This window comes from Melioribacter sulfuriphilus, from assembly GCF_051488685.1.
Taxonomy (GTDB): domain Bacteria; phylum Bacteroidota; class Ignavibacteria; order Ignavibacteriales; family Melioribacteraceae; genus Melioribacter.
In genome coordinates this window covers 31,849-57,609 of the sequence record NZ_JBPSEH010000002.1, presented here as the reverse complement: position 1 = coordinate 57,609, position 25,761 = coordinate 31,849, and the positions used below count along the sequence as shown (strand labels likewise).

Genomic DNA, 25,761 nt, shown 5'->3' with positions numbered 1-25,761 from the left:
TCCTGTTATAATACTTTTAACGATCTGAGTCCTTTGAATTCATCTATGTGATATTTTAAAAATTTTTCAAGCAACATAATTAATGTACTTAGATCATTGTCACTGTATTCAATATTAAAATTTTTTGTGCTTAGACACTGTAGTAAATTGAAAAGTTCCTTTGTAAAACGGAAATGACTCATTCTGTCCTTGCTGCATTCCTCACACATTATCCCTGAATCATAATTATAATTTACCAGCATATTGGTTTTCAATTCTTTACCGCAAACAGAACAATGAGTTGTAGGAAATTGATAACCAATTTCTTTGATAAAGAAGAGAAGATATTTTGTAAAGTAGTATTTGGGATTTTTATCAGGATTATTGATTAACTCTAAAATCCTGACTGTGCCATCAAACAGTCTCGGATGTGGATCGAGCTCAATGGTTAACTGCAGAAGCAATTCAACCACAGCAGTAGCATACTTCATCCTTTCAATATCTTCTTTGATAATGGAAAAATGCTTCAACAAATCGGCGTTGCTGATTAATTGTATTTCCCTCGTTTCTTTTTTGTAGATAATCACCTGTATGATGTTTAAAGTGTCTACAATCATACCGATTTTAGATTTTGGTGAGCGTGCACCTTTAACAATGGCCGACATTTTTCCATAGTCGCGGGTAAAAAGATGGGCAATTTTACTCGTATCCCCGTAATTGAGTTTGTTTAGTACGACGGCGTCCGTCTTTATAATTTCAGACATTCTCGAATCTATAAGGTTTTCTAAAAACGCCCTCTTCGGTTATTATTCCGGCAATCAATTCTGCAGGTGTAACGTCGAATGCGGGGCAATAAGCATCGTACGCATCGGAAGTAAAACGGCAATCGCCAATTTTTACCAATTCGTCTTTACTGCGCAATTCGATTTTAATTTCATTTCCGGTTGGACAATTTCTATCGATTGTTGAAGATGGCGCCGCAATATAAAAAGGAACATTATGATGCCTGGCTAATACAGCAAGGTTATAGGTGCCGATTTTATTTGCAGTATCACCATTTACCGCAATTCTATCCGCCCCTGTAATAACCAGGTCGACTCTTTTTTCTTTCATTAAAACTGCTGCAGTTGAATCGGTATTTATTGAAAAGGGAATTCCTAATTGATCCAGTTCCCATGCTGTAAGTCTTGAACCCTGTAGAAGCGGACGCGTTTCATCGACGTAGACATGTTCAATCAATCCGTTTAAATATGCATGACGAATAACATTCAATGCAGTACCACTCCCACCTGTAGCCAATGCTCCTGTATTACAATGCGTAAGCACTTTAAGCTTTTTATTGAAAACTGTCATGCCATTAAGTGCAATTTTCTCGCACATTTCAATATCGTCTTGATGAATTCTTTTTGCCGCTTCAATTAATTTCGTATAAACCTGCTGATCATTCTTATAATTCTCAAACACATTTCTAATTGACTCTAAACCGAAAAAGAGATTGACAGCTGTTGGACGAGTAGCTTTTAACCTTTCGTATGCTTTAAAGAATTCTTCCGTTAAGTTTTTAGTTTTATTTTTAATCGAAAGGGCGAGAGCATATGCAGCAGTAACACCGATAGCCGGAGCCCCTCTCACCTCAAGTCTTTCGATTGCAAGTGCAATTCTCTCGTAATCATCTGTCACAATAAATTCTTCTTTCAATGGAAGTTTTGTCTGGTCGATTAAAATAATTTTATCTTCCGAAAACTTTACGGCTTCGATTTTTTTCATTTCAAAAACTCGAGAGTTCTTTGAATTCAAGGAAACGATTCTGGATTTCTAAATAGCTCAAATCTTCCAGTCCTTTAGTACTGAATTTTTCGACGCAAAAGGATGCCATCACGCTTCCGTAAATGACTGCACGTTTTAAATTATCGAAGTTCAGGTCGCGGTTTTTGTGGAGATATCCAGTAAAGCCTCCCGCGAAGGCATCGCCAGCGCCCGTTGGGTCGTTGATATCTTCCATCGGGTATGCAGGAGCAGAAAAGATCGAATTGTTTCCAAAAAGCAGAGCGCCGTGTTCCCCTTTTTTAATTATTAAATATTTTGGTCCCATCGCTGCAATTATATTAGCCGCTTTGATTAGATTTGGCTGTTGAGTCAAAAGTCGAGCTTCTGACTCGTTAATAATCAAGATGTCAACTCTTTTAAGAACTTTCAGTAAATCATCTTTTGCACCTTCGATCCAGAAATTCATAGTGTCGCATACTACAAACTTCGGATTGGTCAATTGGTCAAGTACTTTTAGCTGCAGTACAGGCGAAATGTTTCCCAGAATAACAAAACTACTTTTCTTTTTAGATTCGGGTATTATCGGGTCAAAGTGCTCGAAGACGTTCAGATGAGTAAAAAGAGAATCCCTGACGTTTAAATCGTAATGATATCTGCAGCCGTATCTGAAAGTTTTTGCTCCTTCAATTATCTGCAATCCTTCAAGGTCAATATTATGATTTTCGAGCATCTGAATATGCTTTTTTTCAAAATCGTCACCGACAACACCAACAATACTTACAGGAGCAGTAAAGTAGCTTGCAGCCAGTGCAATGTAAGTAGTCGAACCGCCCAATGCATTTTTAACACTGTCAAAGGGAGTTTCGATATCATCGAGACCAATTGAACCAACGACGAGTAAACTCACAGCATTCACCTTTTTTTGTTTGTATAAATTTATGGATCATTTATGAAAATTAATTTCAAGTAGATCAAAAAAATTTCTTCGATTCAAAAAATAGTCTTCAATAATCATTACTGATTTGCACTGCCCTTCCCAGGCAAGCATTTCACATGCACCTCTGGCATCTGTCCATTTGTATTCATTATGCTCTTTAGATAATTTTATTTTAGCATCTGCACGAAGTAAGGCAGCAAAAACAGGGATAAAAATTATTCTATCTTCTTCATCGGAATAAAATGAATTGATATTCGGTACAGTCCATAATCGTAACGGTGTTAATCCCGTTTCTTCCTGAATTTCTCTCAAAGCCGTTTCAAATGCTTTCTCGCCTTCTTTAATTTTTCCTGAGACCATTTGCCATAGCAAAGGATATTTTTCTTCGGGTGATCTTTTTAAAAGTAAGAATTCGATTCCTTCGCCGTTTTCTCTGAAAAGATGCACCTCAACCATATTTGATAATTGTTTCATTAAAATATCTCAAAAATATGCTCGGGCTTCGGCTCGCATTGAATGAATAATTTGTCTTTTACCATAAATCCGGGCTTCGTAATTGATCGATGTCTGTATGTAATCGGTAATTTTATAATCAAAATAAGCTCTACAAAAATAATTCTTTCCGACAACATTTCCCTTTAATATTTCAAAAGGAATATTGTTTTTGTTTGTATTTGCATTAATTTCAACTCTCTCCAGTTCAATTCTGAGTCTTCCAAGGTTCAAAAAAGAATAGTTAAATTGAAGTACTTGAGAATTGTCATTAATAATTGTTGGAATTTCTGGATATTTATCCGAACTTCTTCCTGTTGTAATCTTAAAACCCACTTCGATTTTTCTCGTGGGTCTATACGAAAATGTAGTAGAAATTTCGTTTCTAGTAACATTACGCGATCGTTTTGTTATTGGCGGCGCAATATAGATGTCCGTCTGATTTAAATACTCCGTTTGATTATTTAACTCACTTAACATTTTGAATCTCAAACGTACTGAGCGGTCTTTATAATATCCCTTTTCAATTCCATTACTGTACTGATTTAAATTCTTGCGTTGTAAGAAACGAAATCTGATAGAAAAATCAGAACGGTTTTTAAATAAGTCTAGATCCTGTTGAAAAAATTGAGTTCCGTTAATGGTTGTCGAATCATTTAAAAACTTCGACAATTTAAAGAGATAAATATTGGCAGAATTTTTATCCCTGCTGTTTTCTTCGACACGCCAGATTGTTTCAGTCGAGACGGACTTTAAATATTGCCCAAAACTTCCCTCTTTGAATTTAGAAAAGTCAATTCTGAATCGTACGTTCGACTTCAAATCAACCACGGGAAATTGTTCTTCTGTAGGGACAGTAACTAAAATGAATTCTCCATTATAAGAAGTCAATTCAAACTCGCCTTCATCGGCTATGCCATTGCTATTCAAATCTCCTAAATAAATATAATTTCCGTAACCTGTATTTACTTTAACAAAAACTTTTTCGTATTTAGCCGACTGTTCAGTTGATACCTGATAATAGACATCGCCACTTAACGCTCTGTTGAAAAAATTAAATCTACTTTTTGAGAGCAATAAAAATGTCTCGTTGTCGGCAAAGCCTTCCGATAAAAACTCTTCCGTAAATTTTTTGTTGCGCAGGCTGATATTTAATGATGAATTCAGAGAATTCGATCCATTAAAGTCAATGGTCAAATGTTTTATATCAGCTTCGGATTGTTTTAGCAATCGATTATTCCTTGCGGCAAATTCTTCTCGGAGAGAATATGCGACTTTGATATTTAATCCGCCGGAAAAAAATTCGATGTAAGGTGCTGCTTCCCTGTATTCAAAACTGCTGCTGACGAGACTATCTGAAACCTCATCTTCTTTTTTTTCATATAGAAGATCAATACCCGGACGAAAAACAAAAATTTTATAAAATGCATTTCCATTCTGACGATTCCAATTCGAATTCAGAGTGCCGTTTTGTGATGAGACATAGTCCACGCGATAGTCAACATTGTATGATTTTTCGTCCGTAACTAATGCTCTGCTGAAAAAACGGTTCGATCTAAAATTCGTACCCTGCTTCAAAAAACCATAACTCGAATTCAAAGTGATTTTTTCAGCTGGTTTATATAAAATTTCGGCTTCTCTGAGCAACTGACTCCCTTCCAGATCTGCGTCAACATTATAATATCTGTTGAATTCCACATCGTTAATTCTGTCGAGTGTGGAATAACGAGTGTCGATAAATCTTTCCTTAAGATTCAATCCGATATTTCCCAGCTGAATGTTGAACAACTCTGCATTACGCGGTTTAATATCCAATTGCAGCAGTCGGGCATAACCGTAGTTGTTATTATCATCAAGAGATGAAAATCTGTTTTTGTCGTAACTACTACCGGAGAATTCGAGTTTAAGATTTATTCCATCTCCAAGATCTGAAGATGCAGATATAACGGCAATTTGTTTTAACTCGGGCAAGGGTAAAAATATAACTGGCATATAATTGCCATTTTTAGGTCCGACAAAACGATAATTACCAAGACCCTTTTTTACATAATCTCCCTTCGACTCGCCAACATAACTAAAACTAACATTGTAAATTGCCTCATTACTGCCTGGCGCATAGAAATAATATTCATAATGATTTCCATTAATAACAGTATCCCTTTTTGAATAGAGACCTTTTATATTTCCCGTTGAATCGGCTTCTGCAATTCGAACACCGCTTTTAAAGGCTTTAATCCTGGAATCCCCTGCATTTCTTAAAATGTTAATGTCGTCTTCGGAAAGAGAGAGTTCCACAGGACTGTCCTGGTTGTCGGCTTCTCTGTAATAAGAAATTCCAATATTAAGATGATCGTCAATCATTTTTGAATTTAAATTCATTCCCATAAAATTTCGTGAATAATTCAGGTCAGTATATTCGAAGTCAACATGAATTCTGCTGGCTGAGGTAATAATTCTTTTTGGGGTAAATGTAATAGTTGCATTCGAATAGTCGACAACATAATCGTAGTTTTCACCTCGAGTCAATTCAATACCATCGAGATAGACTTTCTCGCTGCCTGCAATAACGATAATGTTTCTTTCGTAATTCTCTCCTGTTAGGCGATACGGTCCTTGATTACCGTCAAATCCAAAGAAATCGATTGAGTTGAATTTGCCACGAGCGCCTGCAATAACCAGGCTGCCATAAGTTTTGCCGTCATTTGAACGAATATCAGTTTTAAAGCCCTGTAATTTTTTAGTTACTCTGGAAAATTGCGAAGCGTTATCGATGAAATCGATGTCACCAAAAGTACCAGTAAAGTTGTGATGTTTCAGTTCAATAAATACTTTGTCGATTTCATCAAGAGTTTGTGTGTTCCCTTCGGGTTGAATAGGAGTATTTTCATCGGTCAGGGCGGCAATCAATTCTAAATCATCTGACAATTGACCGTTTAACTGCAATCTCAAGCCACTGTTCAGTGTGAAGTCTCTGTTAGTACCGATAGTAAATCCTCTTATAATCGAGCCGCTTTTGTTAATATCACGTCCAAATATCGATTCTGCAGAAACAATCTTGGATAATGGCTCAACGGTAACGAACGTATCCTTCGTGCTTTCGTCATATCTGAATAAAGGAATCTGTCGACGATACTCTTTTTTCAACGAAACATCGATGGAAGAATAACGGATAATTAATGTATCTCCGATATTAAACCGAGTTATGTCGTTTAACTTAAAGATGCCCTTCTGGTAAAAAACTGTATATTGTTTTTTTTCGATGGGGGAATTATTTATATAAATAATTTCAGAAAAAGGAATAATATTGAGTGATGAGATCTGGTAATTATTTTGTAAGCTAACAAAGAAAGTATCTGATTTAGTTACAGTTTGAGCGTAGAGATTCCATCCACTTAAAATCAAGGGAAACAGTATGCTTAGTTTTTTCGACAATTTTAATTTCATAATAAGGTAAAGACAATCGATATCACCTCAGCATCATTCGTAACGAAGAGCTTCTATCGGATCGAGATTTGCTGCTTTCATTGCAGGATAAACTCCGAAGATAATTCCTACAATGGTGGTAATAATAAAACCGATAATAATCCAGTCAATTGGAAGTATAAGAGAAACATTTAGATAGATGGCAACGATATTACCTCCGATTAATCCCAGTAGAATTCCAATCATGCCGCCGAACCAACTCAAAGCAACTGCTTCGATGACGAACTGAGTGAGAATATTCTTTTTCTTAGCGCCGACGGCTTTTCGTATGCCAATTTCTTTTGTCCTTTCGGTAACACTTACCAGCATAATATTCATAATGCCAATTCCAGCTGCTATCAGAGCAATAAATGCAATTACCGCTGCACCTAACCTGAAATATTTTGTCAGTTCGTTAAATTGTTCGGTCAACTGGTCGTTAGTAACAATCTCAAAATCGTTATCCTCTCCTGCAGCAACTCCGCGTATTAGTCTGAGAGCACCGATAACCTCGTCCATAGTTTCCTGAATAAGTTCTTTACTCGGTGCCATTATTAAAAACGACGCCGATCTTTCGCGTCCAAAATATTTTTGAAAAACCGGCAAGGGAATGCAAACAAAATTATCCTGGGACTGCCCAAGCACTGTACCGCGCTTTGCAAATGTACCAATTACTTCAAATTCATATTTGTCTACTCTTATTGTTTGACCAACCGGGTTGATGTTCTTGAATAATTTTTCGACAACATCATGTCCCAGTACAGCTACCGGGCGACTTAATTCGACATCGGCATTAGTATACATTCTGCCATCTTCCAGTTCAAGGTCGAGTGCTACAAAATAATCGACATTAGTACCAGCAACATATACAGAAGGATTAGTTTTTTCATTATGAAAACGGACAACCTTTCCCGTGGCATTAAGGACAATACCGACAGCAGCTGGTAATTGTGTCATTTCTCTCAATTTTTCCCCTTCAGCGGGAGTTAAATCTTTCCTGTTTCTGAATTGTCTTCTTGCGTGAGGTCCTCCTGCCTGAAATGCAGGATATTTCTGAATGAAAAAGTTATTTGCTCCTATTTCATTGAATGCATCGATAATATTTTGCTGGATTGCACTGATTGCTGTCATAACAATAATAATCGAAAATAAGCCAATGGCAATTCCCAGTAGAGTCAGAAACGATCTGAGTTTGCTTCCTATTATTGATTGATATGCCAGTTTAATGCTTTCGAGTATCAGCATTATTCATACCTCAACGAATCGACTGGATTCAAACGAGAAGCTTTCCATGCGGGTACAAACCCTGAAATAATACCAACCAGAGCAGAAATCAAAAGCGAGATAAACACAATATGCAACGGAAGAGAAGTCGGCAAAAACTGATTAATTACCAGACTTAGAGGGTACGAAATGATAATACCAATAATTCCTCCGAGCATGCAGATTACTGCTGCTTCAGTTAAAAATTGCAATAGTATCGACCAGGTTTTTGCACCAATTGCTTTGCGTATCCCAATTTCCTTTGTCCTTTCTGTAACTGAGACAAACATAATATTCATTATTCCAATGGCTCCAACAAATAAAGAAAGAGCAGTTATAACAATACCGGCAATGGCTACTACACCTACCGTCTGGTCATACATTTGCTTAAAGGCTTCCTGTTGATTGATGGCAAAGTCATCTGGTTTACCGGGGGGCACTTTTCTAATAATGCGCATAGCTGATATAATTTCCTCTTTGGCATCTTCAAGTCGTTCAACGCTGCCAATTTTGATATCAATTCTCATTCGGTTACGAGCCTCTCCGACTGCTGATTCAAAAGCTTTGAATGGAATTATGACCTGTCCATCCAGACTAAATGCTCCTAAAAAGCCACTCCCCTGTTTTTCAATAATTCCAATAACTTTAAAAGGAATATTATTGATGCGAATTTCTTCTCCAATCGGATTAAGGTCGGGGAATAATTCGTTCTGAATATCTTTTCCAATTATACATACACGTCGTCCTGCTTTGGCTTCCCACTCATTCATGAATCTGCCTTCTTCGAGCACAATTTGACTGGTGCGGGCATATTCCTGCGTTGTACCAATAATCATTGCGGATTCAACAGTTCGATTCTTCCTTTTAACCGAAGCACCAAATGTCCTCTTAGTGGGCGCCATTGCTTCGTAATTCTTAAGTATCATTCTTAGTTTTTCGTATTGTTCGTATGTTATGTCTTTGCGGTTTCTATAGAGGCGCCAATCGTTCATTGCAAACCAGGGGAATTTATCGACATACAAAACGTCGCTTCCAAATGACGAGATTGAACTCATAAAAGCTTCTCGCAATCCCACAATAGCAGTTGACATTGTAGTTACTGCTACAATCCCAATGATAATACCAAGGGTGGTCAATACGGAACGCATTTTATTTGCCCGTATTGCCCTCAAAGAAATCAATAGAATTTCTTTAAACTCTATAAAGAATTTTTTCATAAGCTGATTGATTTATTAAACCTTAATATAAAAGTTTAACTTTAATAAAAAAATAAAAATATTGGACCCTCATGAAGAGAAGATTATTCGTTTCGCATTAATGAATCTCGACTTCTAAGTTATGCCCTCGATAAAGTCCCTAATTAATTTCCTTCCCATTTATTTTTACATTTTTCAAAATAAGATTCCGTGTAAATGAAATTGAATTTCCCTTCCGAACACCGTTAAAATCACAATCGATTATTTCTACATTTTCAATCGGAGATTCTTCAAGTCCCAAAAATTCCAGGGCAAATTCACTCTTTTGACTCGTTACTTTTTCCACCCGAATATTTCTAAATTTCGGCGGGAAATTACGAGGACCAATTTCTTTCGGGTCATAAAACATATTCAATCGCACTATCGCATTACTGACTTCACCCACTTCGATATTTCTTACATAGATATGTTCAACCACCCCTCCTCGAATTGTATTGGACTTTATTCTAAGCATTCTGTCGAGATTTGGACTGTCCATCTTACAATCTTCAGCAAATACATAACGGCAACCACCTGAGATTTCACTTCCTATTACTACTCCTCCGTGTCCGTCCTTCATAACACAATTTCGGATAATTAAATTTTCACTTGGAGCATTAATTCTACGTCCGTCATTATTCCGCCCCGATTTTATGGCTATACAGTCGTCGCCATTGTCGAAATAGCATCCTTCAATCAACACATTCTTGCACGATTCTGGATCGCATCCATCATTATTCGGTCCGTGACCGATGGTTTTGACATTACGTATTATGATATTTTCTGAAAGAACAGGATGCAAAAACCACATTGGAGAATCTTTGAATGTAACCTCTTCAATCAGAATATTCTTCGATTTATAAAACTGTACAAAATTAGGTCTGAGATAATGCCCTTCTCCAAAAATCCGTTTTTCAACCGGAACATTATTGTTGTTCATTTCTAGAAGCTGGAGTCTGCTGTTGTTTTGCTTTTGTTCATCTTTGGGATTCTTTCCCAGTTTCCATTGCCACCAATTCTCCTCCGAAGCCATACCATCGAATATCCCTTCGCCTGTAATGGCTACATTCTCTACTTCATATCCATATATTAATGGCGAATAATTGTAGCATTCAACACCTTCCCATCGTGTAAAAACTACAGGCAAATAATCTTTCGGATTGGTACTGAATAAAATCACTGAATTTTTATCGAGATGAAGATTTACGTTGCTCTTAAAATGAATTGGTCCTTTACACTTATAAACCCCAGCAGGAATGAAAATTTTGCCGCCTCCAGATAGGCTGCATTCATTAATTGCTCTGTCGAGTGCTGGTTTTATATTTTCATGCAATGACGTACTGTCAGCAAAATCGGTTATATTGAAGACTTTCGGCGGAATTAGGGGTTCGTGAATATTTTGAAGTATTTCATCTGCTTTTTTCCAGGGATCATTTAAGGTCTGCGGATGGATAAAAAGTGGTAAAAAAAATACAATAATTCCGACGTAAAATTTAATAGTAGTCATAAGAATTTCTCTAAATTTTAGGCGAAATTACTTTTCGTTGCAACTGATGCAAGTGCCTCTCAGAATAAGCTCAGATTCAATTGTTATGTTCTTTGAAGTTTCATCAGTTTTTTTGTCGATTAGATCGAAAATTAAATTCATTGCATTCTCTGCAATTAATTTTGTCGGTTGATCAACACAGCTCAGCGGCGGCGAAAGAAATTTCTGAATTCTGGCATTCCCAAAACAGATTACATCGACATCATCCGGAATTTTATATCCCACTTCATTTGCCGCCATATATACACCAAGAGCTACTGGATATGTAACCGTAAAAATCAATTTTGGCAGGTCATTTTTGAGATACAATTCCATAAACGATTTATAACCGTATTCTTCCCCAAAACCACCTTCAATTACCCAATCCGGATTTATCTTTACACCATATTTATTCATCGCCTCTTGAAATCCCAATAAACGTTCTCTTCCGATATTTATATCCGTATAACCTGCAAAGTGTCCAATTCTACGATATCCTAGTTTAATAGCATGTTCAATTGCCTTAAAAGCTCCGCCTCTGTCGTTAACCACAACTGAATGAATATTTTCCATTTCAGGGATGCGGTCAATAAATACTATTGGCACGTTCCTACTCTTTACAAGCTCGAATATCTCATAGTTTTTCGTCTCCTGCGTTATCGAAACGATTATACCGTCTACCTTCATCGATAAAAGTGTTTGTATTTGTCGCTTTTCTATTTCGGCATTCTCCTGTGATACAGTTAAGATAATATCGTAGTTTTTAGAGAATGCTATTTGATAAACGTGTTCGATTATCGAACCGAAGAAAAAGTGAGCGATTTTAGGAACTACAAGGCCAATCGTATTCGATTTGCGAGCCGAGAGATTTCGTGCCATTATATTTGGAATATAACCAAGTTGCTCAGCTGTTTGCTTAACCAGATTTGTTGTCTCTGGTGAAATGTCGGGGTGGTTTCTGAGAGCTTTTGAAACTGTTACCGTAGAAACATTAAGCTTCTTGGCAATGTCACTGAGTGTAACTGCTTTGTTTTTCAATTTTTTAGACCAATTTTATACAGAAAAATAACAAAATAAATATAAAAATGGGACTGCATTTTTGCAGTCCCATTAAAACTAAGTTACTTCAATAGAATCATTTTCTTTGTAAGAACAAGATCGCTCGATTTCAATTGATAGAAATAGATGCCTGAAGCTACCGATTTACCATAATTGTCTTTAGCGTTCCACGTAATTGTATGGACGCCAGCCGATTGCAATTCGTTGTTGACCAATTTAGCTACTTCCTGGCCGAGCGAATTGTAAACAGTAATTGTAACATTTGATGCTTTTGGTAGTTGATAACGAATGCTGGTAGTAGGATTAAACGGATTCGGATAGTTTTGCTCGAGTACGAATTCGTTTTTGATTACTGGTTCGTCATCTACACCAACTGTACCGCCTTCCAGCCATAACTTTTTCAATTCAGGGAACCAGTTGAGATCACCAGCTGGAAAACCTTTTGCTGCTCCGGTATATGCCGGCGAACTTGTAGAATATGATGCATCAAATTCATTTACATAATAACCAATCGGACGTCTGTCCATATCCTGTGTAGCAGGATCCCAGTAATCATTCGGCGTATCCTTTGTCTTATTGGCTACCGTTACATAATATTCCATCATGCCTAACATTAAATTCGGTTTATTTTTCAAGCCCGGATCCTCTATCATCTTAAATGCATCTGCTGCCTGCGCACCCAATGCCGATTTTATATAATTCGACAATGGCTCGCCTACCCCTATCTCCGGATACTTGTCGAAAAATGACTGCCCGGCTGCACTCACTGCATAATAGTTATGATCTACTACCCAACGTGTCGTATCATTCGGAGCTGCAAATATCCACGCCATCCGATTATTTCCATTGGCATATTGCTCTCCCGTATTTGCCCATTCTGCCGTCCTCGTCTGATCCGTCGAATCCTCCCCTGCTGCAAATGCATCTACAAACAGGTTATTCGTTATCACTATCTCTTCACCTACATTACCCAACGATAATAATCCATGAAAACCCATTCCATTGACAAACGTGTTATGGTCAAACAATCCATATCCTATATTCCCTGTACCCGCCAATGGATTACTAAAATTATAATGACGAATAGGACGATCTATATAATTCACAAACGTGTTGTTTATCAATATCAAGGAATCACACGTAGATGCTCGTAAGTCTATCCCTTTACCTGCTCCAAAATTTGATGTCGACAACGCTCCTAAATTTGCAAATATACAATCCTCTACTTCTATCTTCTTCGTCGAAGCTTCTGTCCGTATTACCTGACCCGATACATTTGAGAAAATACAATCCTTCAATATTATTGAAGCCCCTTCACCGTCTGTCCTTAAAAATGTTCCTCCTACTGTGTATAATTGATCAAAAACTCCGTTTGCCGGATCATCACCCGGTTCATAGTATCCTGTTATGGCTATCCCCTCTAATATTATATCTCCTCCTCTCGTGCGTAGTAAGTATCCAGGTGGATCCTGTGGATTGTCCCCTGTACCTGTTGGATACTGGTATATTATTGCTTTCTGATTGTTCGACGAACGCATGCGGAATGTGTATCCCTTCTCTACATAAAATGACTCCGTATTCAGATAAATCTTACCCCCCTCTAATTCATATACTCTACCTTCTGGTATGCCACCATTTGCCGTTGTATCCGCCCGTATCTGCGCCATTAAATACGATTCCGGCGTCCCATCAAACGGCCTCAACCTTAATACGTTTTCCGCTAAGTTTTCACCTGCAAGCCATTTAACTTTCAATTCAGGGAACCAGTTGAGATCACCAGCTGGAAAACCTTTTGCTGCTCCAGTGTATGCCGGCGAACTTGTCGAATATGATGCATCAAATTCATTTACATAATAACCAATCGGACGTCTGTCCATATCCTGTGTAGCAGGATCCCAATAATCATTCGGCGTATCCTTTGTCTTATTGGCTACCGTTACATAATATTCCATCATGCCTAACATTAAATTCGGTTTATTTTTCAAGCCCGGATCCTCTATCATCTTAAATGCATCTGCTGCCTGCGCACCCAATGCCGATTTTATATAATTCGACAATGGCTCGCCTACCCCTATCTCCGGATACTTGTCGAAAAATGACTGCCCGGCTGCACTCACTGCATAATAGTTATGATCTACTACCCAACGTGTCGTATCATTCGGAGCTGCAAATATCCACGCCATCCGATTATTTCCATTGGCATATTGCTCTCCCGTATTTGCCCATTCTGCCGTCCTCGTCTGATCCGTCGAATCCTCCCCTGCTGCAAATGCATCTACAAACAGGTTATTCGTTATCACTATCTCTTCACCTACATTACCCAACGATAATAATCCATGAAAACCCATTCCATTGACAAACGTGTTATGGTCAAACAATCCATATCCTATATTCCCTGTACCCGCCAATGGATTACTAAAATTATAATGACGAATAGGACGATCTATATAATTCACAAACGTGTTGTTTATCAATATCAAGGAATCACACGTAGATGCTCGTAAGTCTATCCCTTTACCTGCTCCAAAATTTGATGTCGACAACGCTCCTAAATTTGCAAATATACAATCCTCTACTTCTATCTTCTTCGTCGAAGCTTCTGTCCGTATTACCTGACCCGATACATTTGAGAAAATACAATCCTTCAATATTATTGAAGCTCCTTCACCGTCTGTCCTTAAAAATGTTCCTCCTACTGTGTATAATTGATCAAAAACTCCGTTTGCCGGATCATCACCCGGTTCATAGTATCCTGTTATGGCTATCCCCTCTAATATTATATCTCCTCCTCTCGTGCGTAGTAAGTATCCAGGTGGATCTTGTGGATTGTCCCCTGTACCTGTTGGATACTGGTATATTATTGCTTTCTGATTGTTCGAAGAACGCATGCGGAACGTGTATTCCTTCTCTACATAAAATGACTCCGTATTCAGATAAATCTTACCCCCCTCTAATTCATATACTCTACCTTCCGGTATGCCACCATTTGCCGTTGTATCCGCCCGTATCTGCGCCATTAAATACGATTCCGGCGTCCCATCAAACGGCCTTAACTTTAATACGTTTTGTGAGTAAGTATAGCTTGTAAAAAATACCAGAAGCAGAAACAGACTTAAGTACTTCTTGGTAATCATGTTGCCTCCTTTTATTATTAAGTAAATACTGAGTTTAACTCAGTTAAAACTATAATTCCAGCCATATGCCTGCTTCAACTGTAATACCGTATCGTTCTGCAGAACGAGGTATTTTATAACCGTCTTCTCTGTTTTCGAGTAAGTTTTCTTCTTTAATATTAGTCAGGTTATTAATATTACAGAGCACGGTTATGTTGTCTGTAATTTTTTGTTTTAATACAAGGTCTAAGCGAGTAAATGCACCTACAATTCTGTCGGAACGTCCACTGGGTGAATATGTTCGATAGTATTCGGATTGATGGAAAAGAGACAAACGCCCCGAGAATCCACCAATATCATATCCGATGGAAATGTTTCCAAAAAATTCGGGTTGACTTTCAAGACGCTGTTTGTATGAAGTAACTATTACCTCATATTTCGGCAGCGGAATTCCAAGAATTGGATCAGTTACATAAGTAGTATCTCGTTCTGAACCAATAAGAGATGTTTCGGATTTTACCATCGAGAAGTTATAACCTAATACAACATTTTTCAGTAACCCAGGCAACCAGGTAAAGTTAATTTGATGTTCGACTTCAAAGCCCCATACTTTTGAATTATCAGGAGAATTATAAGGGACATATAAATTGTAATTTCCTTTGTGGGGAGAACTCCATTTCAGACCGAGAGCATGAATTAAAGTATCACCTACTGTTGAGATACCATTTAACATATGATACATATCTTCGATTTGCTTATAGAAAGCAGATACTGAAAAGAGACCAATACGGTTGCCGTAGAATGAAGTATTTATTTCGAAGTTCCATGCCTTGGCAGTCTTAAGCAATGGATTGCCAAGAATCAAAATTCTGTCTCCGCCTGTTTCAGCTTCTCTCCAAGCAAAAAACGATAATAATCTCATATTAAAATCGGGACGGGCAAGAGCACGGTATGCAGCAAGCCTAACATTAATAAAATCGGTTACCGCTATATTTAAATGTAAATGCGGAAGGAGAATTGTCTCTTTGTAAGTAGAATTTGTATCTCTTGTAGAACCTACTGGAATCGGGAACCCGCCTATCTGACGCGGAGAATATTTGTTTGTGTAGTCATGACTTTCTTGCTCGATTCTTGCCCCTACAATAAACGTAACCGTTCTGCCAATTTTAAGAGTATTCATAGCATAGCCAGACGAAACAGTTTCTGTAATATCGTAAGTATTTGCTTCGGAGGATGGATCATTATGATATTCAGGATTTGTGCCTGCTTGATTGATTCCATTCTTGTTGAGTGCATACCATTGTCTCAATTTATCCCTATTAATCAAGGGATTCATATTAAAATCGTCCAGAATAATTTTCGAATTAGGAGCTGGATCCAGAAAATCGTTAAACGAAACTGTTCCAATATTTGGGTTTGCTAAATAGCTTTGATAAAAATCTTCGAAATAAGTACCTGTAAAGTTTTTCGGGACAATGGAACCGTCCTCCAGCTTTTCGTATGCACGCCAGTATCCTAAGTAATAAGGCGAGTAGGTTTTAGAATTTACATTCGTTCTATTTTTTGAACGATACTTTGCGCCGGCTTTAAATGTCCCAGTTATAGCTTTAGTTACAGTATAATCTCTCGTCATATCCAAGAATGCAGTAATTTCTTTTTCTGCATTATCTTGAGTATAATAATAGGCCTCGCTGAGAGTTGCCGCTCTGAAATTATTGTAAGCATAGTTTGTAAGCACTTCGGGATTTGATTTAATTATTGGAGCGCTCATCATACCGGAGGATCCAGCGCTGGAAGGTTCAACGAAACGAATTTCATAATCATAGGGATAGTAGGCTTTCGACCGTGCATATGACAAGCCCCAATTGGTATTCATTCCGAATAAATTATTTTCGCCGGTTAACGCGCTGCTGAAGAGATCGATTGTTTGTTCTCTGTCTCTAAAGATATACGAAACCGAGGCAGCAGTTACAGGATAATTTCTTGAATGAATTAAATAATCTCTCGTGGTTGAACTAAAAGTAGTGTTGAGTTTAATATTACCTTCATCAGGTGTATTAACATCAATTATCAACCCGGCACCTTTTCTAAGTCTAATTTCATCTGTAAATTCTAAATCGAGATCACTTATGAAATAATCGGATTGATTTTCTCCTGTTGTCGTATAGCTGATATCGATACTCTCGTTGCTTCGAATCTTTCTTTCGATATTTCCGTTAACCTGAAGACCAAGTAAATTTCCGAAAAAGCGCTCACCATATTTAAGGCTGAAATCATACTGTCCGAAGGAATCCATTATCCCATTATAGCCACCTTTCGAAACAAACCTTAAGTCTCTTATTTCTGGAGCTTTTTTAGTTACCAGATTAATACTCCCGGCAATGGCGTCGGCATCTTTATCAGGCGTTAAAGCTTTATAGAGTTCAATTCCAGCAAGAGAACTTTGTGAAATAGTACTTAAATCAAGACCGCGTTCAAGAGCGTCGGTAGAAGGAAGCCTTACACCGTCGACTGTAACGTTTAAATATTTGCCTGAAAGACCTCGTAATATAACCTTGTTAGCCTCGCCACCTGAACGAATTAAAGAAACACCAGGTAATCTGCCAATTGATTCCGCCGCATTAGCATCGGGCAATTCCTGTATCTTTTCTTCTGAAACTACATTAATGATTGTATTGGATGAAATTTGCTGGTTGATCGCCGCCACCTGTCCAACAGCCTGTGCGGTAATTGTTATTTCGGTTCCTTCAATCACATCAGCAACTAACGGAACGTCGAGAACAAGTGTTCGATTATTTTGAATTGTCACCCTAAGAACTTTTGGTTTGTAACCAACATATGAAATTTTAACATCGTAAGTACCTGCCGGTATTCTGGAGATATGATATTCTCCCTCAATATTAGTGGCACTTCCGAGTGAAGTTCCCATCAGAAATACATTTGCACCTATCAACGGCTCAGCTGTTGCTGAATCCGTAACAACACCCTTCAAATTTCCCTGTGCATATAAATTACCTATGATAAAAAGTAGAGTTATTGTGCGACTTAAAAATTTCATGGGTACCTCAATTAAATATTATGACTGTTAAGTTAATGTTTACTTAATTGCTAACTTAAATTCCCCAAAAAAAATTTCATTGTCAAGAAAAAAATTGACGCTTGTTTGATTTTAATTTATTATAATTTTGAAGTGAGCAATAATAAGTTGTGTAGCGCTCACACTATTTCGTGTATGACTGCCCCAAACTAAATCCTGTTATTTTATTGTTCTTAATTTAGTTCGGGACAGTCATTCTTATTATTTTACCAGTCTGAGCATTAGTACATCGTGAGATGGTACGACTACCTTCAAGGGTTGTTTTGTCGTACCTATGAATTCATGTTTCCATAAATCTTTCAAGCGATAAGATTTATTTTTCGTGTCGAGTTCCCGCTTATTCAATTCATCGAATACTTTTTCGTTCTGCCAATCGAAAACAATTTCTTTATCTATTTTATGGCGGTTCAAAATACACATAGCCCATTCATCGTTAACAAGCGGCTTAAACCAAATTTCAACACTATCGAGAGAAGAATATTTAAATCCTTGAATTCCAAGTGAATCCTGATCTACTGCAATGGCCTCTTTGTTAGTAAGTATTTCGAGAGTTTCATCCGACATATTCCTGATATCGTTGCCTGCAATTAAAGGTGCAGCAAGCATACACCACATTGAAAAGTGAGCCCTGTCTTCGTTGATGCTCATCCCATTACCAACTTCAAGCATATCCGGATCGTTCCAGTGGTCAGGACCGGCGTATTGCCTCAAACCTTTCTGCATATCGAGAATATACATTACTCCCCACGATTTCCAGGTGCCATGATCGACAACACAATCAAAACAATTGGTGATATCACCCGTTGTACGCCAGAGATGACCTACATCTTTTCCCCATTCCCATGGCTGATTGTTCCCCCATTCACAAATGCTCAACACCATCGGTCTCCCCGCTGCACGAATTGCATCTCGCATGGTCATATAAGCACCTTCTGCACAGAGACCTTCAGTATTGCACCAGTCATATTTTAAATAATCGATGCCCCATTTTGCATAAGTGAGCGCATCCTGATATTCATACCCCCTGCTTCCAGGTCTTCCCCCGCATGTTTTAAAACCAGCACATGAATAAATACCAATCTTTAAACCTTTCGAATGAATATAATCCGCAAGGGCTTTAATTCCCGACGGAAACCTTACAGGATCGGGATGGATAAATCCGAGACTATCCCTTTCGCCATGCCAGCAATCATCTAAATTAATATAAACGTAACCGGCGTCTTTCATTCCCGACTCAACCATTGCATCTGCAACCTCTCTAATAAGGTTTTCATCAATATCACATGCAAACCTGTTCCAGCTATTCCAGCCCATCGGAGGAGTAAGCGCAAGTCCTTCATATTTTTGAGAGAACAAATTGCTGTTTCCCAAAAACAAGATTATAATAAACAGGCTTAAGATTGCTTTTTGGTTTTTCATAAAGTTCTCCTCTTATTCTTTTATATAGAGTTCCATCATGCAATTTTTGCAATCGAACTTCAATTCGAATTTCCCGTTTCTGTTTCTTAAGTAATAACGCTCTGAAACATTTTTCCCAGTTTTTTTACATAAACCGATTTCGTCCAGAATGCAATACCTGGAAACCATTAATGGTTTTCTGCTAAATTCTTTAGTATAATCCAATCCCCACTCGATCTTTTCTACTCCGCACTTACGATAAAAATTCTCGGCAAGTTTATTAATAACATTCTCACTGTAATCAATTTCTTTTTTAAAATAATTTGTATAGCGGGGTTTGAAGTAAGAAGTTCGATTTTTCTTGTGATATTCCTTTCTAATTTCTGTCAGTTCTTCAAGTAGATCCCTTCTAAAGCCGTTAATTTGCGAAACTGTAAGAAACGATATTTCATTTTGATCGATTTGCACCTGTTTTACGTTATAAATTGTATTTCCTGTTTTTGAAAATTGTTTTTTCAGCAAATCGATGAATTCAGTTTCTTTTTGTGGTGGAACGGAATTAATTTGATATTCCTTTCTTACAAAAATGCCGTCCTCGCATACGGCTTTAATTGATATTGTATTTTTATCGAAGGAAACATACAAAGAGATATCGATTTTACGTTCTGTTTTTCTATCAAGTTGTTTTTCTAATCCTCTGTTGTAATTTCTAAAAACTTTTGTATTCTCGTGAATCACAAAATCACCGTCATAATAAATCGAATCGTTTGCCATTTTATTTACATAAAAACCACGAAGATTTCCGTTGCTATCAAAAAAGCAGAGCCCATCTCCCGTAGAAATCTCAATATCGGTATCAAGTTTAACAAATCCTTTTCCTGATTTTTTAACTTTTCCAATAAATTCGCCTATCGATTTTGGTGAGTTAATCGAGGCTAAAGGTGCATTTTTTCCATTAATAAAAAGACTGGTAAAACCACGATTAAAAGATTTTTCCAGCTCAGGTACAAAATTAATTTTAGATTTACCGACTGAAGCTCTTGCAATTTCAGTGGCGCCGTTTATCAATTCATCGAGCTGCTTACGATAAAAAGACGTCACGTTTTTAACATAATTGACGTCTTTAAGTCTGCCTTCAATTTTAAAAGAAGTAATCCCTACTTCGATTAACTCTTTTAGATATTCTGTTAAGTTCAGATCTTTTAACGAAAGGAGGTATTTATCTTTTATTATCGGTTTTTCATTTTCATCAAGAAGGTCAAATGCCATACGGCAGAATTGAGCGCACTCGCCTCTGTTTCCACTTCGATCGAAAAGCGCTTTACTTATATAGCATCGACCACTAAAACTTACACAAAGAGAGCCATGTACGAAAAATTCGAGTTCTGCATTTGTGACCTGGCGAATTTTTTTAATTTGTTCTAACGACAATTCTCTTGCAAGAATTATTCGGTCCACTCCTATGCTATCGATAAAACGAATTCTATTAAGAGAATAATTATCAGTTTGCGTAGAAGCAATTAGTTTTACAGGAGGAAGTTCAAGTTCGAGGAGAGCAAAATCCTGAAAAATGATTCCGTCGATTCCTGCATCAAACAAAGCAAATAATAATTTTCTTACTTCATCGATTTCTTCGTCATAAATGAGAGTGTTAACAGTCGCATAAACATTCACCCCGTAAGGATGGGCATAATCTGTCAAGCGTTTAATATCATCAATCGAATTACCAGCTGTTTTACGAGCACCAAATTTAGGGGCACCAATATAAACTGCATCTGCACCACAATCGACTGCCGCAATGCCTATTTCCAAATTACCTGCAGGAGCCAGTAACTCAATCTTCTTTTTCATATTATTTTTTTTCTTTTTGCTTCTGACATGCTTGATATCGATACATTTAGATCTTGCAGAAGCCCATCTTTTAATGAATAGATAACACCATGTACACTGAGGTTCTTCTTTTCTTTCCACCTCTTTTGAATTATCGATGTACCGCATAAGTTTCTGACCTGTTCAATAACATTTAAGCGGCACATCATATCAATCCGATCTTCAGGATTTTTTACTTCCTTAAACATATCTTGATTAAATCGATATACGTCTTTAATATGTCTCAGCCAGTTGTCGATCAGTCCATGTTCTTTCGACTCCATTGCAGCTTTAACACCCCCGCATCCATAGTGTCCACAAACAATTATATGTTCCACATTCAAAATTTCGACTGCATACTGAATAACCGATAAGCAATTCAGATCTGTATGAATTACCATATTTGCAATGTTACGGTGTACAAATACCTCGCCGGGCATTAACCCGATAATTTGATTAGCAGGCACTCTACTGTCAGAACATCCAATCCACAAATATTTCGGATTCTGCTGATGCGATAATTTTTCAAAAAATTCCGGATCTTTATTTTTAATTGACTGTGACCATTTTCTGTTTTGAGCAAACAATTTTTTTAATGCGGGGTTCATATACCTCCTAAAACATTTTTTCCCTTTTTCTGAAATAACTGAATAATGCTTTTTCAAAATTTTCGTTTGTCATGATCAAGTTATATTCGATCCCATAATTGAGCATCTCATTCTTTAGTTTATCGATAAAACCGGCAACCGATTCTGAATAAACTTTTCTGATGTGATACGGTTGCGACGATAATTCTTCGTTTGTTTCCAGGTCAACAAAGAGAGCATCCTTATCAAAATCGAAGTCGATTTCCGTCGGGTCGAGTAGATGGAAAAGGATAACTTCGTTTTTTCTGAGCTTAATTTTTTTGATTGCTTTGGCTATATTCTCTACATCGTCGAAGAAATCGGAAATTACAATTGTCAAGCCCCTTTTTTTTATCTTTTCGGTTACTTGACTCAAACATTCGGTTGTATTGGTAGTTCCTGCTGTCTCTATTCCAGCAAGAGAGAGTAATATTTTTTTTAAATGCATTCTGTTGGATTTAGGAGAAAGATAATTGTGAATCTTGTTAGAATAAATCGTAAGAGCCACAGCGTCTTTCTGGTTAATCATAATATAACTCAAAGCCGAAGCAAGCGTAACGGCATAATCTAATTTAGTAACTGGTGCATCATGCCTGAACTTCATCGAATTGCTCACATCCAGAAAAATATTACAAATTAAATTTGTCTCTTCTTCATACTGTTTTATATAAAATTTGTCGCTCTTGGCATAAACTTTCCAGTCAATATCGCGAACTGAATCACCCTGCATATAAGGTCGATGTTGACTGAATTCAACGCTGAATCCATGATAAGGACTTCGGTGGAGTCCAACCATAAAACCCTCAACTACAGCCTTTGCTCTCAGCTCAAGGTTTTTAATTTTAGTAACGATTTCTGGCTGCAGGTATGAAACTATGTCTTTCGATTTAATATACATCTCATTGACTTTTAAGTCTTTGTTCAAGCAATTTATCGGGAGAAACTCCGAGATATTCCAGCTCAAGTTTAACTGATGTGGCCATCTCGCTGTCAGGGTAACGTTTCAGAAATTCTTCGTATGTTTTTCTTGCAGAGCTTGTATCGTTCAACTCATTAGCTTCGATATATCCCGCTATGAATAAAGCTTTTTGCGCCTCTGGAGTGTCTGGATATTCCGTAGAAAGTCTTTTATAATAGATTACAGCATTTTTAAGGGATTCAATTTTATTGTTCTCATTTATCAAATTCATTTGATAAATTTTGGCAATCTCAAGGAGGGCTTTTGGTGCAAGCTTGCTGTCTGAATGTTCATCGAGCAATTTTTTGTATTGATTTATTGCCCCATGATAGTCATTCTTTTTAACCAGTTCGACTGCTTTACTGAACATTTCGGTATCGCTTTCTGAACTGCAAGCGATAATAAATGCAGAGAATAAGATTATGATTATCTTGCGCATAAATATCCCGATTTTTGCTTTCTAATATACAATATTAATCGAATAATAGACGTGAAATCAGTTTGACTGTTTGAAGAGTTTGAGCGAGTCGCCCCTCGAATTGGAAACCTTTCTGCCAATCGATTCGATTTGTAATTGCAGGCAGGAACGACAATCATCTGGATCGTCATTGACGCATTTTCGATTGGCATAGATTTGATAATTTTCTCTATAGGGAGAAGGTGTAAAATCGGGCATGATCACATTTGCGCCAACTTTAAGCCCTTTTATTCTGCCGTCTTCATCGAGTGTTGCAAGAGCAGTTGTAGCGGGAATATGAACATCTTTTAGTACAATCCTGGCAATAGCCATCGTTTTGAGTGTAAGTAAAACATCACCGGGTTTTTTATTCTGCCACGGAGTACCAGGAGCAGGAACAAACGGGCCAAATGCAGCCATGTCAAGCTCATATTCTTTGCAGAGAAGAATATCGTCTGCAATATCTGCGAGAGTCTGATTGGGCAGTCCAATCATGTTTCCCGAACCGACTTGATAACCGATCTCTTTCAAAAAGCGAATATGTTCCAGCCGTTCGCTCAATTTTTGATTTTCATGGTATGCTGCATACAATTTGGGATTTGCCGTTTCGTGCTTTATTAAATAGCGGTCGGCACCAGCAATTTTCCATGTTTTGTATTCTTCAAAATCACGTTCTCCCAGACTCAATGTGATTGCAACATCAGCTTTTTGTTTAATTGAATAAATTATATAGGCTATTTTATCCGTATCGTAAAAACTATCCTCTCCCGATTGTAGCACAATCGTAAAAATTCCTTTATTTATAAACTTATGTGCTACTTCGACCACTTCGTCGGGTGCCATGCGATACCTGGTAATACTCTTATTACTTTTACGCAACCCGCAATAGAGGCAATCCTGTTGACAGTAATTTGAAAAATCAATAATTCCTCTCAGATGAATTTCGTCACCGCAGTAGATTCTGCGTACTTCATCTGCCCGATTGAACAACAGTTCAATCTCTTCTTTATTGGATAAACCGAGAAGATATATAATTTCCTGCCGGTTAAGATTATCTTTGTTCAATAACTCATTAATGTCCATAATCAAGGAGCTTATATTTTAGTTATTAGAAAAATACATCGCGTTCGCCTGCATCAACTCGCTCGACCATTTTCAATGTTTTATTTTTGGTTGGCTCTTCCAGTTTTTCAATTTCCTTGAGGAGAAAATCAAGAGCAACTTTTTTAGTTTCTTCCGAGGCGTAGTCGAGTAAATATTCCTTGAAAGTTGAAATTGCATTTGGCGAACAAAGTTTTCCAATATTGCCTGTTTTAGCAAGTTGCATAAATCGATCACCGGTGCGTGAGGATCTGTAACATGCTGTGCAAAAACTTGGGAGGTATCCTAATTGACAGCAGTCGCGCACTACTTCGTCCAGAGAGCGGTGGTCTCCTAATTGAAATTGCTCCATCTGGTGTTCTTCCAAACTTTCTTGCGATTCTTTATACGCACCTGGTGAAGTGCGGCTACCTGCACTTATTTGTGAAACGCCAAGGTTGAACAATTCTCTCCTTAATTCCGGGCGCTCACGAGTTGACAAAATAATTCCCGTATAAGGTACGGCCAGTCGAATTACTGCAACAAGTTTTTTGAACGATAAATCGTCTACGGCAAAAGGAGGATTTTCCGAAATGGGAGCATTTAGTGCCGGTTCAAGACGTGGCACTGAAATGGTATGGGGACCAATACCGTATCTTTCATCAAGATTAAAAGCATGACTTAGAATTCCAAGGGTTTCAAACTTATAATTCGTAAGACCAAATAATGCTCCGATTCCAACGTCGTCAATGCCAGCCTGTAAAGCTCTGTCCATTGAATATAATCTCCACGCAAAATCGCGCTTCGGTCCATCAGGATGCATTTTTATGTAAGTTTGATAATGATATGTCTCTTGAAAACACTGATAAGTTCCTATTCCAAAACTCTTTAAAGTTTTGAATTCATCCACCGTGAGAGGTGCAACATTAACATTAATTCTTCTGATATTTCCGCCATTAATATTAACTTTATACATCGTATCGATAGCTTTACCCACAAAATCGAGTCCCGGTTTTTTCGGATGTTCACCTGCAACGAGTAAAATTCTCTTATGCCCCTGTTTAACCAAAAATTCTGTTTCTTCTCGTATTTCTTCGAGGGTTAACGTTTTCCTTTTTAATTCTTTGTTATCTCGACGAAATGCGCAATAGAGACAATTGTTAACACAAACATTTGTTATATAGAGAGGAGCAAACAATACCAGTCTATTTCCATAAATTTTTTCCTTAACCTCTTTTGCTGTATGAAACAATTCTTCGAGTATCTCATTATCTTCGATATTTAGGAGAGCAGCACTTTCTCTGAGACTCAATCCTTTTGCATCTTTTGCTTTTTCGATAATTTCACGTTGATAGGATTGGTCATTAAGTCTTTTGTCCTCAATTAAAGAATAAATATATTCTTCATTAATGAATTCCATACTGCCTCAATAAAATTGTGTAAT

18 protein-coding genes are annotated in these 25,761 nt (G+C 37.5%); all 18 read right to left on the bottom strand.

Annotated features, from left to right (window positions below; all coding sequences use genetic code 11):
- Window positions 1-5 precede the first annotated feature (5 nt).
- The 18 genes from recO to hydG all read right to left on the bottom strand — a co-directional run bounded on the left by recO (window position 6) and on the right by hydG (window position 25,737).
- Window positions 6-743, bottom strand: coding sequence for a DNA repair protein RecO (gene recO / locus ACSSV9_RS03435; RefSeq protein WP_437345828.1), 738 nt, complete (start codon window positions 741-743; stop codon window positions 6-8).
- Window positions 736-1,737 (bottom strand): S-methyl-5-thioribose-1-phosphate isomerase, encoded by a 1,002-nt coding sequence (mtnA, locus tag ACSSV9_RS03430; protein WP_437346144.1) that lies wholly within the window; start codon window positions 1,735-1,737, stop codon window positions 736-738. The genes recO and mtnA overlap by 8 nt, the downstream gene beginning before the upstream one ends.
- 10 nt (window positions 1,738-1,747) lie before the next feature.
- Entirely contained in the window at window positions 1,748-2,653 is a 906-nt protein-coding gene (locus tag ACSSV9_RS03425; RefSeq protein ID WP_437345827.1) for a PfkB family carbohydrate kinase, read from the bottom strand.
- Window positions 2,654-2,689: 36 nt separating this feature from the next.
- Window positions 2,690-3,157, bottom strand: coding sequence for an NUDIX hydrolase (locus tag ACSSV9_RS03420; RefSeq protein ID WP_437345826.1), 468 nt, complete (start codon window positions 3,155-3,157; stop codon window positions 2,690-2,692).
- A gap of 9 nt (window positions 3,158-3,166) precedes the next feature.
- Complete coding sequence (locus ACSSV9_RS03415) at window positions 3,167-6,619, bottom strand: DUF8818 domain-containing protein (RefSeq protein ID WP_437345825.1); 3,453 nt, start codon at window positions 6,617-6,619, stop codon at window positions 3,167-3,169.
- A gap of 33 nt (window positions 6,620-6,652) precedes the next feature.
- Window positions 6,653-7,882, bottom strand: coding sequence for an ABC transporter permease (locus ACSSV9_RS03410; protein ID WP_437345824.1), 1,230 nt, complete (start codon window positions 7,880-7,882; stop codon window positions 6,653-6,655).
- Entirely contained in the window at window positions 7,882-9,117 is a 1,236-nt protein-coding gene (locus ACSSV9_RS03405; protein WP_437345823.1) for an ABC transporter permease, read from the bottom strand. The genes ACSSV9_RS03410 and ACSSV9_RS03405 overlap by 1 nt, the downstream gene beginning before the upstream one ends.
- 139 nt (window positions 9,118-9,256) lie before the next feature.
- On the bottom strand, window positions 9,257-10,642 hold the full coding sequence (locus ACSSV9_RS03400; protein ID WP_437345822.1) for a glycoside hydrolase family 28 protein: 1,386 nt from the start codon (window positions 10,640-10,642) through the stop codon (window positions 9,257-9,259).
- Window positions 10,643-10,669: 27 nt separating this feature from the next.
- On the bottom strand, window positions 10,670-11,698 hold the full coding sequence (locus tag ACSSV9_RS03395) for a LacI family DNA-binding transcriptional regulator (protein ID WP_437345821.1): 1,029 nt from the start codon (window positions 11,696-11,698) through the stop codon (window positions 10,670-10,672).
- A gap of 83 nt (window positions 11,699-11,781) precedes the next feature.
- Window positions 11,782-14,853 carry a T9SS type A sorting domain-containing protein gene (locus ACSSV9_RS03390; RefSeq protein ID WP_437345820.1) on the bottom strand — a complete coding sequence of 1,024 codons (3,072 nt, stop codon included), beginning with the start codon at window positions 14,851-14,853 and terminating at the stop codon, window positions 11,782-11,784.
- Window positions 14,854-14,902: 49 nt separating this feature from the next.
- Window positions 14,903-17,890 carry a TonB-dependent receptor gene (locus ACSSV9_RS03385; RefSeq protein WP_437345819.1) on the bottom strand — a complete coding sequence of 996 codons (2,988 nt, stop codon included), beginning with the start codon at window positions 17,888-17,890 and terminating at the stop codon, window positions 14,903-14,905.
- 240 nt (window positions 17,891-18,130) lie between these two features.
- Window positions 18,131-19,348, bottom strand: coding sequence for a glycoside hydrolase family 27 protein (locus ACSSV9_RS03380; RefSeq protein ID WP_437345818.1), 1,218 nt, complete (start codon window positions 19,346-19,348; stop codon window positions 18,131-18,133).
- Between the two features lie 12 nt (window positions 19,349-19,360).
- Entirely contained in the window at window positions 19,361-21,178 is a 1,818-nt protein-coding gene (locus ACSSV9_RS03375) for a peptidase U32 family protein (protein ID WP_437345817.1), read from the bottom strand.
- Complete coding sequence (gene can, locus ACSSV9_RS03370; RefSeq protein WP_437345816.1) at window positions 21,175-21,804, bottom strand: carbonate dehydratase; 630 nt, start codon at window positions 21,802-21,804, stop codon at window positions 21,175-21,177. Before can ends, ACSSV9_RS03375 begins: the two co-directional genes overlap by 4 nt.
- Before the next feature lie 7 nt (window positions 21,805-21,811).
- Window positions 21,812-22,747, bottom strand: coding sequence for a DUF58 domain-containing protein (locus ACSSV9_RS03365; protein WP_437345815.1), 936 nt, complete (start codon window positions 22,745-22,747; stop codon window positions 21,812-21,814).
- The gene (locus ACSSV9_RS03360) at window positions 22,722-23,219 is read right to left on the bottom strand and encodes a tetratricopeptide repeat protein (RefSeq protein ID WP_437345814.1); all 498 of its coding nucleotides are present in this window, start codon (window positions 23,217-23,219) and stop codon (window positions 22,722-22,724) included. The genes ACSSV9_RS03365 and ACSSV9_RS03360 overlap by 26 nt, the downstream gene beginning before the upstream one ends.
- A 57-nt stretch (window positions 23,220-23,276) precedes the next feature.
- Window positions 23,277-24,320: a [FeFe] hydrogenase H-cluster radical SAM maturase HydE gene (gene hydE / locus ACSSV9_RS03355; protein WP_437345813.1), complete on the bottom strand. Its 1,044-nt coding sequence runs from the start codon at window positions 24,318-24,320 to the stop codon at window positions 23,277-23,279.
- 25 nt (window positions 24,321-24,345) lie between these two features.
- Entirely contained in the window at window positions 24,346-25,737 is a 1,392-nt protein-coding gene (gene hydG, locus ACSSV9_RS03350; protein ID WP_437345812.1) for a [FeFe] hydrogenase H-cluster radical SAM maturase HydG, read from the bottom strand.
- Window positions 25,738-25,761: the final 24 nt, after the last annotated feature.

What these genes read in the sequence shown, in the direction of transcription:
- ACSSV9_RS03405 (WP_437345823.1), bottom strand. Translation starts at nt 9,117, where the DNA reads ATGAAAAAATTCTTTATAGAGTTTAAAGAAATTCTATTGATTTCTTTG.
- ACSSV9_RS03390 (WP_437345820.1), bottom strand. Translation starts at nt 14,853, where the DNA reads ATGATTACCAAGAAGTACTTAAGTCTGTTTCTGCTTCTGGTATTTTTT.
- ACSSV9_RS03375 (WP_437345817.1), bottom strand. Translation starts at nt 21,178, where the DNA reads ATGAAAAAGAAGATTGAGTTACTGGCTCCTGCAGGTAATTTGGAAATA.
- ACSSV9_RS03380 (WP_437345818.1), bottom strand. Translation starts at nt 19,348, where the DNA reads ATGAAAAACCAAAAAGCAATCTTAAGCCTGTTTATTATAATCTTGTTT.
- hydE (WP_437345813.1), bottom strand. Translation starts at nt 24,320, where the DNA reads ATGGACATTAATGAGTTATTGAACAAAGATAATCTTAACCGGCAGGAA.
- ACSSV9_RS03400 (WP_437345822.1), bottom strand. Translation starts at nt 10,642, where the DNA reads ATGACTACTATTAAATTTTACGTCGGAATTATTGTATTTTTTTTACCA.
- ACSSV9_RS03360 (WP_437345814.1), bottom strand. Translation starts at nt 23,219, where the DNA reads ATGCGCAAGATAATCATAATCTTATTCTCTGCATTTATTATCGCTTGC.
- hydG (WP_437345812.1), bottom strand. Translation starts at nt 25,737, where the DNA reads ATGGAATTCATTAATGAAGAATATATTTATTCTTTAATTGAGGACAAA.
- ACSSV9_RS03420 (WP_437345826.1), bottom strand. Translation starts at nt 3,157, where the DNA reads ATGAAACAATTATCAAATATGGTTGAGGTGCATCTTTTCAGAGAAAAC.
- ACSSV9_RS03415 (WP_437345825.1), bottom strand. Translation starts at nt 6,619, where the DNA reads ATGAAATTAAAATTGTCGAAAAAACTAAGCATACTGTTTCCCTTGATT.
- ACSSV9_RS03385 (WP_437345819.1), bottom strand. Translation starts at nt 17,890, where the DNA reads ATGAAATTTTTAAGTCGCACAATAACTCTACTTTTTATCATAGGTAAT.
- recO (WP_437345828.1), bottom strand. Translation starts at nt 743, where the DNA reads ATGTCTGAAATTATAAAGACGGACGCCGTCGTACTAAACAAACTCAAT.
- ACSSV9_RS03410 (WP_437345824.1), bottom strand. Translation starts at nt 7,882, where the DNA reads ATGCTGATACTCGAAAGCATTAAACTGGCATATCAATCAATAATAGGA.
- can (WP_437345816.1), bottom strand. Translation starts at nt 21,804, where the DNA reads ATGAACCCCGCATTAAAAAAATTGTTTGCTCAAAACAGAAAATGGTCA.